The sequence below is a fragment of the Streptomyces sp. NBC_00016 genome (assembly GCF_045040885.1).
GTDB classification, from domain to species: Bacteria; Actinomycetota; Actinomycetes; order Streptomycetales; family Streptomycetaceae; genus Streptomyces; species Streptomyces coriariae.
The window spans coordinates 9,310,435-9,321,743 of sequence record NZ_CP108304.1 but is presented as its reverse complement, the minus strand read 5'-3'; the positions used below and the strand labels follow the sequence as shown (position 1 = coordinate 9,321,743).

General features: G+C 73.8%; 6 protein-coding genes. 4 read left to right on the top strand and 2 right to left on the bottom strand.

Features of this window, described 5'->3' with window-relative positions; translation table 11 throughout:
- The first annotated feature begins 268 nt into the window (after positions 1-268).
- Complete coding sequence (locus OG933_RS41215; protein WP_362526555.1) at positions 269-1,450, top strand: S1 family peptidase; 1,182 nt, start codon at positions 269-271, stop codon at positions 1,448-1,450.
- A 240-nt stretch (positions 1,451-1,690) separates the two neighbouring features.
- Positions 1,691-6,886, top strand: coding sequence for a hypothetical protein (locus tag OG933_RS41210; RefSeq protein ID WP_405632290.1), 5,196 nt, complete (start codon positions 1,691-1,693; stop codon positions 6,884-6,886).
- 21 nt (positions 6,887-6,907) lie between these two features.
- On the opposite strand, the gene OG933_RS41205 is transcribed toward OG933_RS41210, so the two are convergent.
- Positions 6,908-8,554 carry a sigma-70 family RNA polymerase sigma factor gene (locus OG933_RS41205; RefSeq protein WP_405632287.1) on the bottom strand — a complete coding sequence of 549 codons (1,647 nt, stop codon included), beginning with the start codon at positions 8,552-8,554 and terminating at the stop codon, positions 6,908-6,910.
- A gap of 316 nt (positions 8,555-8,870) precedes the next feature.
- Here OG933_RS41205 and OG933_RS41200 point away from each other — a divergent pair, with 316 nt between their 5' ends.
- Positions 8,871-9,275, top strand: coding sequence for a hypothetical protein (locus OG933_RS41200; RefSeq protein ID WP_405632285.1), 405 nt, complete (start codon positions 8,871-8,873; stop codon positions 9,273-9,275).
- Between the two features lie 92 nt (positions 9,276-9,367).
- On the opposite strand, the gene OG933_RS41195 is transcribed toward OG933_RS41200, so the two are convergent.
- A complete protein-coding gene (locus OG933_RS41195; RefSeq protein WP_405632282.1) occupies positions 9,368-10,132 on the bottom strand; it encodes a sugar isomerase domain-containing protein in 765 nt (254 codons plus the stop codon).
- 218 nt (positions 10,133-10,350) lie between these two features.
- On the opposite strand from OG933_RS41195, the gene OG933_RS41190 reads away from it, so the two are divergent.
- Complete coding sequence (locus OG933_RS41190) at positions 10,351-11,235, top strand: MurR/RpiR family transcriptional regulator (protein WP_362526544.1); 885 nt, start codon at positions 10,351-10,353, stop codon at positions 11,233-11,235.
- Positions 11,236-11,309 lie beyond the last annotated feature (74 nt).

Sequence of the window (11,309 nt, the reverse complement as noted above, 5' to 3'; positions counted from 1 at the left end):
GGTGGGATTCAACCGCGTCCGCACGCCCCGCACCCGCCCGTCCCAGCCGGACACGGCTCCCACCACTCCATCGGCCCACCGAGACCCCGCCGAGGTCCCACGGGCCCTGAGCGGACCGCTCTTCGGCCGGAGGCGGGGCGGAAACAGGGCTCGCATTGGCCTAGACCTGACAACCGGACCCGGCTAGGCTCTGCCGCGCCACATCTGAGAGCGCTCTCACCCATCCGCTGTTCCACCCCACTTCCTGGAACGACGAAGGGCAACTCCCATGAGACGCACAAGGTTCAAGCACGTCTGCCTGGCCGCGCTCCTCACCCTGGCCGGGCTCGGTGGCGCGGGCACGCTGCCCGCGGCGGCGAGCGGGGGCGGTGCCACGGCCTCCTCCTCCCCGTCGGCCGCCGACGCCGCCCCCGCCTCCGCCGCACTGCTCGACGGCATGCGGAAGGAGTTCGGGCTCACGAAGGAGCAGGCGGTGGCCCGGCTCGAGGCCGAGCGCGACGCCACCGCGCTCGAGCCGAGGGCGCGCCGCACTGCGGGGTCGGCGTACGCCGGGTCCTGGTTCGACGCCGCCGACGGCCGCCTCACCGTGGCCGTCACCTCAAAGAGTTCGCAGGCCACGCGCGCGGCGATCCGTGCCCAGGGAGCCGGGGTCCGGGTCGTCGAGCACAGCGCACGGATGCTGGACGCCGCGAAGTCGCGCATCGACCGGCTCTCCGCCCCCTCGGCCGTGGGTGGCTGGCACGTCGACCCGGCGGCGAACACCGTGGTGGTCACGGTCGTCCGGGGCAAGACCTCCGACAACGATGTCCAGCGGTTCCTGACGCAGGCCCGTGCCGCCGGTCCCGTGACCGTCGAGACGGTCGCCGCGGCCCCGCGCACCTTCGCGGCGGGCACTGTCGGCGGCGACCCCTACTACACGGGCAACGTCCGCTGCTCGATCGGCTTCTCGGTCCACGGCGGGTTCGTCACGGCCGGTCACTGCGGCCAGGCCGGTGCGGGTGTCCGGGGCTGGGACGGCTCGTACATCGGCAACTTCCAGGGCTCCTCGTTCCCCGACAACGACTACGCCTGGGTCAACGTGGGCAGCGGCTGGTGGACGGTGCCGGTCGTGCTCGGCTGGGGCACGGTCTCCGACCAGTTGGTGCGCGGCTCGGCCGAGGCGCCGGTGGGTGCCTCCGTCTGCCGGTCCGGGTCGACCACGCACTGGCACTGTGGCGCGGTGCTGGCGAAGAACGAGACCGTCAACTACAGCCAGGGCGCGGTGCACCAGATGACGAAGACGAGCGTCTGTGCCGAAGGCGGCGACTCCGGCGGCTCGTTCATCAGCGGCGACCAGGCACAGGGCGTCACCTCCGGCGGCTGGGGCAACTGCTCCGGCGGCGGTGAGACGTGGTTCCAGCCGGTGAACGAGATCCTCAACCGCTACGGGCTCACCCTCCACACCTACTGACCGCGAAGGAGGACCCGGGGGTTCCGTGCTTCCGCGTACGCACGGTGTACGTCCGGCGCGTGTCCGGCGTGCGTCCGGCGTGCGGAGCCCCACCCGGGTCGCGCGGACATCGCGGGGACCCCTGCCCGGGGGCCGGTCGTCCCCGTCCCGCGCAGGGGTCCGACGACCTTCTGGCGTACGGCAGTTGAACACTTGACGTGCTGCCTGACCAGCCGTCGGAGCGTCCCTACGCTGACGCGCGTGCGACAACAGCGGCAGACGGGCGACGACCGTCACGGCAGTGCCCTCGAACGGTTCCCGCGGGCGACCCGGGCGCCCCACGCGGCCGGTCGGAGCAGTGGCGCGAACCCTCTCCTGGGGCTTCAGCAGAGCGCGGGCAACGCGGCGACCGTCGCCGCGCTGAACGCGGCCGGCCCGTCCACCGCCCGTCGCAGGCCCCCGCAGGTGCCGCCCGCCATCGAGGAGGTCGAGAACGACGCCCTCGAACTCCCCCCGTATCTGCGGGACATGGAGGCGGCGGGACTGTCCACGGCGTACGGGCTCACCGGCCACGAGTTCGTCACCACCACGCTGGCCGATGCCGTCGGGCGGCGCGACGGGGTGGTCGCCGAGATCGCCGCGGAGCTCGCCGGGCGGCCCGAGTCCTTCTTCGGGCGCGGCCGGGCCTTCGCCGTCACCGGGGTGCGGGGTACGGACCGTTACGACGTCACGGTGAGCCTCTCGCCCGCCGACGACGACCGCCCCGGCGTCTTCTCCGCCGCGGGTCCGGACAGCGAGGGCGCGGCCACCAAGGTCGACGTGCAGCACAACACGGCCGCCACCGTGGCTCAGAGTACGAGCGGATCCGCGTCGAAGGGGGTGGCGTTCACCGGGTTCGGACTGGCCCCGGTCGCACCCGGCGTCTGGGTCGGCGGGGCGGCCACCGTCAACGCCCAGCCCTTCCAGTCGTCCCGGGACTCCCGCACCCAGCGGAACATGGCGGAGCCGCGGGTGCTGCGCAGTGACAAGGGATCGGTCGAGGTACCGCGCCGGGTCCGCTACCACGTGCGGATCATGAAGGACGGCGAACGCTCGGCCCGCAACGCCGCCGGGTCCGGCGCCCTGACCATGCGGGTGCCGGTGGAGCATCTGGTCCCGACGGCCGCCGGGCCCGTACCCCGGCCGCGTCCCGTGGCGCCCGAGACCGCCCGGGCCGTGTCGCTGGCCGATTCCATGGCCCCGGTCGCCGTCTCGGACCGTGCCGCGCCGCACCAGGGCGGCGGGGGGCTCTTCGACGCCGTCGCCTCCGCGCTGCATCCGTCCCTGACCTGGCCCGGTGCTCCCGGCCGGGCCCGGCTGTACGAGGCCACCGCCACCGCCACCGTGCTGGAGGACCTGCCCCGGCTGCTGCGTGACGGGGTCGTCGGCGAGGATCTGACCAGCAGGGACGGCAGCACCACCGGCACCTACCGGATGCGGGCCGCGTTCACCGAGCTGGCCCCCGGATGGAGCACCGGCAAGACGCAGTTGCGCACCCACCAGCAGGCGCAGCACGCGGTGACGGACACCGCGGGCAAGGGCCGGGGCGGTGCCTTCGGCGCCGGTCCGGCGGCGGGGTTCGGTGTCCTCGGCAACGCGGCCGCCGTCCGCGGCACCGTCATGCCCGTCGCCGGGGCGCGCAAGGCGCGGTTCAGCGTGGCCGAGCAGACCGTGTCCAGCCGGCAGGGCGCGGAGGTCCGCGGCGAGAAGGTGCTCTATCTGGGCACCGTGCTGTTCACCGTCGAGGGCACCGGTCCGACCTCGCCCCTGACCAGGGCACGGGGCGGCGGCCGTACCGCGCACCACACGATGCGGGTGTGGGTCTCGCTGCGGGCCGACGAGGCCCAGGAGCTGGGACTGCCGCTGCCCGAGGGGGTGACGGCGGGCGAGTTCGTCAAGCGTCCGGAGCGTGCCGGGAAGGATGTCAAGGGCAAGGGGAAGGCCAGCGCGACCGAGCAGGACCTGGCGGAGAACGGCGAGCGGGCGGGCGAGGACGGCGCCGCCGAGCACGACGCGCGGCACCTGCCGTTCGGCGCGATGGGCTCCAGCGTGGCGATCAGCCGGCTGGACACCGCGCCGATGATGCGGGCCGTGACGCGGCTGTTCGCCACCGATGCGCGGCTCGCCGGGTATCTTCCCGCCTTCGGCGAGGAGGAGCAGCCGCGTGATCTCAGCCCTGAGGAGGCCGAGGTCCAGCGGCGCAACTACCGCGAGCTGGTGACCGTCCTGTCGGAGACCAACCTGCGGGTCAACAAGGACCAGTTGCTGTCCACCGGCGTCCGGGTGCGGTTGCGCCGCAAGTCCCGCTTCCACGCGCACGACGTGCAGCTGAAGGTCACCGGTTCACTGCGGGAGACCGGTCACCTCGGTGAGACCGCGGACTGGCTCGTCCGCAGCCACGCGGGCGTCACGAGCAACCTCCAGAGCGGGCGGGCGAGTTCACGCACGGTCGGCGGGATGGCGCTCGGCCAGTTCCGGCTGATCCCCGGCGCCCTGACCCTGTCGGCGCGTGCCGAGAAGGGGCGTACGACGACCCGGCGCGGCATGGCCGGGCCGACCCTGCGAACCGATGTCCTCACCAACGGTTCCGAGGACGCGAGCGTGTTCGGCGGGGCGTTGAGCCTGAACGTCGACGTCACCATGACCTCCCGGCAGCGCAAGGCGGCCCGCGCGCTCACCCCCGGCGTGCCGGGCCGGGACGCGCCCGCCGCCGAGCGGGTCGGGACGCTGCCCCTCGACGCGCAGGACGTGCGGCTGCTCACCCCGACCGCGTTCACCCTGGACGGCGATGCCAAGCGGCAGCTGGACGAGGCGACCGCCGCCCGCGGGGCGGGCCACCGTGATACGCGGACGGAGTTCGCGGCGGCGGGCATCGGTGACCTGGCCGGTCTGGCGTCGCGCCAGCTGGGCGGCAGGCGGGGCGTGCGGGACTGGACGCTGGTGGAGACCGTGGGCGACGGGCAGCCGGTGCGGGACCTGGCCTTCGAGCTGCTGGCGCGGGCGGCCGCCCGCAACAAGGAGGCGCGCGAGGACCGGGCGCTGGAGACGGAGGGGCTCGCGCCGCGGCTCGCGATCGAGGACCGGTTCAGCCCGCAGGCGGTGACGGCGGCGCTGCGGCAGGCCGTCTCGGCGGGCTGGGTGGTGCAGAACCTGCGGCATGCGCGGCGGCTGGCCGGGCTCACCGGCGCGGTCGGCACCCGGTTCGCGCTGACCGGTGGGCGGGTCGTCCACCAGGGCACGGGGGCGGGCACCGAGACCTTCGTGCTGGGCGGGCATCAGGTCACCGGGCAGGAGGGCACGAGTCACCACGTCTCGGTACAGGGCGGCCTGACGGGCGCGGAGAACGGCGCCGAGTGGCGACTCGCCGAGGGGGTGGCGGCCGGCCGCAGCCTGGGCAGCGGCGACACGACGGCGTCCACGCTGGTCGGCACCGTCGAACGCAACGCGCACACCTCCCGCAAGAGCCCGCTCTATCTGGTGCAGTGCGATCTGGTGGTGCGCATGGTCGCCGAGGTCGCGGTGACGGGCGGGGGTCCGTACGTGGCACGCGGTGGCCGTACGGTGCCGGGGGCGGTCGCGGTGTGGCTGACCGAGCGTCAGCTGCGGGCGGCGGGACTGAAGGTACCGGGCGAACAGGGGCGCGAGGACACGGCCTCCGGTTCGGGCACGACGTCGGCCGGGACGTCCGGTCGGTCCGGGACAACCGGGAGAACTGGGGAAACCGGGAAAGCTGGGGAAACCGGGAGATCCGGCCGGTCCGCGCGGCCCGCCGGGACGGTACGGGCCGGTCAGGAGGCGGAGACCTCGGCAGCGGGCACGTCGGCCTCCGTCGGTGCCCCGAAGAGCGCGCCCCTGGTTCCCCCGTCCCCCGTGCCCGCCCTGGCCGAGTCGCTCCCGCTCGGCTTCGGCATGATCGAGGATCTGCCCGACTTCGTGCCGCTGCTGGAGGGGATCCGGGGCCGCCTCGGCGCCTCCCTCGCGGACGAACTCCTGCCGCGTACCCGTCTGACGGACCGCAACGACAATGTGCAGCGGCTGCTGCGGGTCCTCGACCGGGACGGCTCGGCGGGCCTGTTGTCGAGCGCGATGGACGGCGGGGTGGGCGTCGAGCTGCTCGACGGACGCAAACGGCCCTACCGGGCGCTGTTCCGCATCCGCAGGACCGGGCGCGGCAGCTATGTGGAGACCGCGTCCGACGGCCGGGACATGGAGTACATCACCTCCGCCGCCGCCCAGCGGGCCGGTGCACACGACGAGAGCGACAGCCGGGGCGTCGAGGCGGTCCTGGCCGGTTCGGGGAAGCCCGACGGGGGCGCGGGCCAGTTGAAGAGCGTCGGCGCCGCCGCGGGACTGGGTCTCGGCACGAGCGACTCGCGCCGCTCCGTGGGTGTCGGGCGGGCCCAGCTGGGCGTGAAGACCGTCGCGGAGGCGGCGTCCGCCCCGTCGGCCCGGATGAACGTGCCGATCGAGGCGACTCTGGAGGTGTTCTCCGGCAACCGCCGGGTGGCCCTCGCGCCGTTGAAGGGCCTGAGCCTGACCCACCGGGTGCTCGCCGCGGATCTGCGTGCGCTGTCGCAACTGGCCCCGGTACCGCCCCAGCAGGTCGGTGTGCACGCGGTGGACGCGGCGGACGCCGGTGCCGACCGGCTCGGTCCCTGGCGTGACTCCGGGGTCCGGCTGCCGATGGAGGCCCAGGTAAACGGGTTCCGGGGCACGCCCAGGGTGCAGCAGGCGGTCGACGACGCGGTCCGGCGGGCCGGGGGCGGCGCGCGGTTCCGCACCGGCGGCGAGGCGGCCTCTCACCTGCTGCGCGAGGCCGTTTCCACGGAGTGGCTGATCGCGGCGCTGCCGCTGCTGACCGCCGCGGGCGTCGACCTTCCGCCGGTGCACGCGACCGGCGCGTCGGGCCAGGACCTGCGCGCCTCGCTGCACGCCCGGCTGCGCGGCGGCCGGGTGCTGGGCGTCGGCGACAAGATGACTTTCGAGACGGTCGCGCAGAGCGGGCTGGACGCGCCGCGTCCGGCGGGTACGGACGGCCAGCAGGCCGACGAGCACGGCCGATCGGCGCGCGGCCTGCTGGGCGCGGGGGTGCTGAACGCGGACGAGTTCCGGATGAACCAGCTCCTCGGCACCGTGGACGGCTCCGGCAGTGCCACCGCGACCGCCGCCAACGCCGCCGGTTCGATACCGCTGCACAAGCCCAAGGCCGAGTCGGTGCTGGTGCAGTTCACGCTGGACGTGCGGGCGGTGGCGGAGGTGAGCGACCGGGTGCGTTCGGGTCGCCGCGGGACGGCCGTACAGGAGGTCACGCTGCCGGAGCCGGTGGTCGTCCGGATGCCCGCGCCCGCCGTGCGACACATGCTGGCCGACGCGGCGAACGCCGGCCGTCTGCGGGATCCGGGGGGCCACCTGGCCTGATGCGTCGGTCGCGGCGGTGGGTCAGAGTTTGGCGCCGAAGTTCTGTGTCCACCACGGGCCGCCGGCGCCGTCGTGGATTCCCACGCCGATGTTCTTGAAGGCGCAGTTCAGGATGTTGGCCCGGTGCCCTTCGCTGTTCATCCAGGACGTCATCACCGACGAGGCCGTCTGCTGCCCCTTGGCTATGTTCTCGCCGTAGGTGGACCAGCGGTACCCGGCGGCCGTGATGCGCTGGCCGGGGTCGGCGCCGTCAGGGTTGGTGTGGTCGAAGAAGTCACGGGCGGCCATGTCGTCGGAGTGGCCCTGTGCGGCGTCACGCAGCAGGCTGTCGTCCGTGAGGGGGCCGCAGCCGGCCGTCGCCCGCTCCTCGTTGACCAGGGCGATCACCTGGGTCGCGAGATCGGACGAACCCGCCTGCACGGTCGGCGTCCGGGAAGCGGTCCGCTTCGGCTCGGGCGACTTCGCCGGGGCCGCCGCGACCACGGTCCGGCTGGGGCTCGGGGACGGCGAGGCGCTCGCACTCGGCGACTTCGACGCGGAGGCCGTCGGGGACGGGGACGGCGACGGCGAGCCGCTGCGGGCGCTGTCCGGCGTGGGGCGGTCCGGGGCGAGTACGTCGTCAGCGGGCTGTACGGCGGTGCTCTCCCCCGTCCCGCCGTCCGGCTGCGTGCCGAAGTAGTAGAGGCCGCCGCCCGCCACGCAGGCGGCCACGACCGCGCCGCCGACCGCCCGCCGACGGGTACGCCGCCTGCGACGGGCGTCGGTGCGGGAGGTGGTCCGGTCCTTCGTGGCACGGCGGTTCACCGGCGGGAGCGATCCGCCCGGTTCCTCGCCCGCGGCGACCGGGGACGCCGAACCGACCACGGCGATGGTGTCGGTGGCGGAGTTCGTCCTCGCCAGCAGCGCGGACGACGCCGCGACCAGCGCCAGCCCGGCCAGCAGACCCTCGGCGGGCATCAGCCCGCTCCACAGGCCCGAGCAGTGTGCGCAGCCGCGTGCGTGCCGGGCGGTGCGCTTGCGCCACAACGCCGAGGGCCGGCCGTCCCAGCCCGCGAGCGCGCCGCGCAGTTCCGGGCACTGCGGCCGCGAGTCCAGCGCCCGCACGACGACCCGGGCCGCCTCCAGCTGTGCCTTCATCCGCTGTACGCGGACCGCCGTGTGTTCCGGCGTCAGGTCCAGGGCCGCGGCGATCTCGGCCCGGGTCAGTTCACCGGCGCACTCCAGCCACCACAGGGACAGCAGTCCCCGGTCGTCGGGCTCCAGCCAGCGCGTCGCCCGCGCGGTCTCCTGCCGCTGGCCGGACAGCTGGAGTTGCACGATGGTCAGATCGACGAAGTCGGCCCCCGGATCGGCGACGTCGTCGGCCTCCTCCATGGCGCCCTGGACGGGCTGCTGCCGGTTCCAGTGCGCACGGACCTGGTTCATCGAGATGGCCACCAGCCAGGAGCGGAAGCTCGCGGGATCCCGCAGCGAGCCCAGCGAGTCGAGGGCACGCAACATGGTGTCCTGCACGACGTCGTCGACGTCCACCGAACCGTTCAACGCCCGGCCCACGATGTTGTAGACGAGCGGCAGGTATGCGCCGACGAGCGCGTCCTGGGCCGCCTGATCGCCCGCCCGGGCGGCGGTGACCAGCGCCACCGCCTCCACCGTGTGCCGTGTACTCATTGAGACTTCCCTGTCCTCGACGCCGAACGATGCTGTCCGTCATATGGGGGATCTCTGCGGAAGCAACGGATAACAGTTCCTCGGAAATTCGTGCGAGGAGAGGGTCACCGGTTCGGGGCCATGAGTGCAATGGGACCCGTCACATCGCGCCCGGGACGTCGGCCGCGGTGGCGCGTTCTCGGGGGTGCGCGAGGGCTCGTCCTCGCCCTCGTCGCAGGGGTTCCGGCCTGGTGGCCGCGCCGACTACGGTGGCCCGGCCGGCCCGCCGTGTCCCACGCCCCCGGCGACCGAAGTCCGCACGGCACGAGGAACCCCTATGACGCGAATGCCTGTTACGGCCAGATATGCCCGCGCGCTGCTCGTCGCCCTGGGCCTGTCGGGCGTCGCCGGCTCGGTACGACTGACGGCGGCCGCGGCCGTCTTCGAGTCCGGCGCGCTGGGCGGGCTGGTCGTCGGGATGCTGCTGCTCGCGGCGGCGGGGTGCGCGACGCTCGCCGTGACGTCGCTGGTCATCTCGGCGAGGTTCGCCGAGGGTGGTGGCGCGGTGCGCAGGGGTGCGGTCGTCGTCGGCTGGCTGATCGCCCTGGGGAGTCTGGCCGCCGCCCTGACCCAGCACTTCGCCTGGAGCGCCGGCGCCGCCGCGGGTGCGCTGCTGGTGGCCCTCTCCAGCGGTACGGCGACCAGGGAGTGGTTCGACCGAGCGCGGCTCGCGAACGCATGAGTTCAGCCGCACGAGCGCTCCCGCCACACACACCCCCATCGGGCCCCGCCGTTCGTGCGGGGCCCTGGCCCCGGGCCGCACCGGCGGAGCGTTTAGCTCGCGGTGCGCCGGATCCGTCCGGCGTACCGCCGCTCCAGCTCCAGGTTGCCCTCGAAGCCGCCGGGCACGTTGGCGGAGACGTAGACCGGGGGGCGGTCGCCGGAGGCGAGGAGTTGGGCGGCGGCCTCGGCGACCGTCATCTGCACCAACAGGGCCCCGGTGAGCGTGGACAGGGCGCAGACCGCGCCGCCGCCGGGCAGCGGGAGGAGGGCGTCGCCGGGCGGGGCCGCGTTGTCGAGGGCGACGTCGGCGAGGTCGGCGAGCTTCCTGCCGCTGGGGTGGACGGCCGGCACGGCCGCGGTGTGGGCGAGGGAGGTGATGGCGAGGAGCCGGTGCCCGCGCTCCTTGGCGTGCAGGGCCATCTCGACCACGACGCCGTTGACCCCGGAGTTGGAGATGACGACGAAGAGGTCCTGGGGGCGGGGCGCGGCGAGTTCGTAGAGGCGCAGCGCGATGCCGGGCTGCCGTTCGAGAAGCGGGTCGTCGAGGACGCCGGGGCGGTCGCCGCCGTGAAGGACGAGGTCGGCCATCTGGAGCCGGTTGGTGGGTACCAGTCCGCCGGCCCGGCCTGCGAGTTCCAGGACGAGGGCCTGGGAGTGGCCGGTGCCGAAGGCCTGGATCACGCCGTCCTCGCGGACGCAGTCGGCGATCAGCGCGGCGGCCGCGCTCACGTCGTCGCGCGCCGACTCGGTGAGGCGCTGCAGGACGGCCAGGCTCTCGCGCGCGAAGGTCTCGGCACTCACGGACTCGACGGTCACGTCACACTCCCCACTGGTGGATTGAACCACCCCACACACGGCTATCGATGAATCAATAAATCATAGGATGAGTGCAGCGGGCAACGGGCCCGGCCGGGTCCGCCGGGTGCCGGTGTCCCTCGACCCGGCGCTCGAAGCGTCCTCGGACACGGCGCGCAGAGCGCCCTGGGTCCTGGTATTCAAAGCTCGCGTGAACGGGTGGCTGGTACCTTCTCTGCATGCCCTCGACCGATGTCACCACCCTGATCCGCACCGAGTTGCCCCGGCTGGCCGGCTCCCTGCGGAAGGTCGGCGAGCTGATCCTGGAGGATCCGGCCGCCGTCACCCACTGCTCGGCCGCCGAGCTGGGGCGTCGCACCGGCACCTCCCAGGCCACCGTCACCCGGTTCTGCCGGGCCGTCGGCCTCGACTCCTACCAGCACCTGCTGATCGAACTGGCCCAGGAGCGCGGCCGCGGCGAATCCTCCGACTGGGGCAGCGCCGAGATCGGTCCGGACATCTCCCCCGACGACAGCCTGGAGCGGGTCGTCCAGGTCGTCGGCACCGCCGACCTGCGGGCCGTCCAGCAGACCATCGACCGGATCGACCTGGACGCGATCGAGCGCGCGGCCCAGGCCGTGGCCCGCGCCCGGCGCATCGACGTCTACGGCGTAGGCGGCAGCGGCGCGGTCGCCCAGGAGACCGAGACCCGGCTGTTCCGGATCGGCTGCGCGGTGCGCGGCTGGACCGAGGTGCACGCGGCCACCACCTCGGCCGCCCTGCTGACCCCGGCGGACGTGGCGATCGGCATCTCCCACTCCGGGGCGACCCGGGAGACGATCGAGCCGTTCGAGCTGGCCAAGGAGCGCGGCGCCACGACCGTCGCCCTCACCGCCGACTCACGTTCACCACTGGCCCGCGCCGCCGACGTGCGGCTGATCTCCTCCTCCTCGGAGACCAGCTTCCGCACCGGCAGCATCGGGGCGCGTCACTCGGTGCTCATGCTCATCGACTGTCTCTACGTACGGGTCGGCCAGCTCTCCTATCAGCGGGCGAGCGCCTCCCTCGCGCTGACCGACCACATCGCCGGGGCGCACGCGGTGAAGGCCCGGCGAACCCGCTGAGCCACCTGTCATGCATGGATGAGCCAACCAAAATGACAAGAGATGGTTGATTGAACCACCCAGCGGTGCCAGGA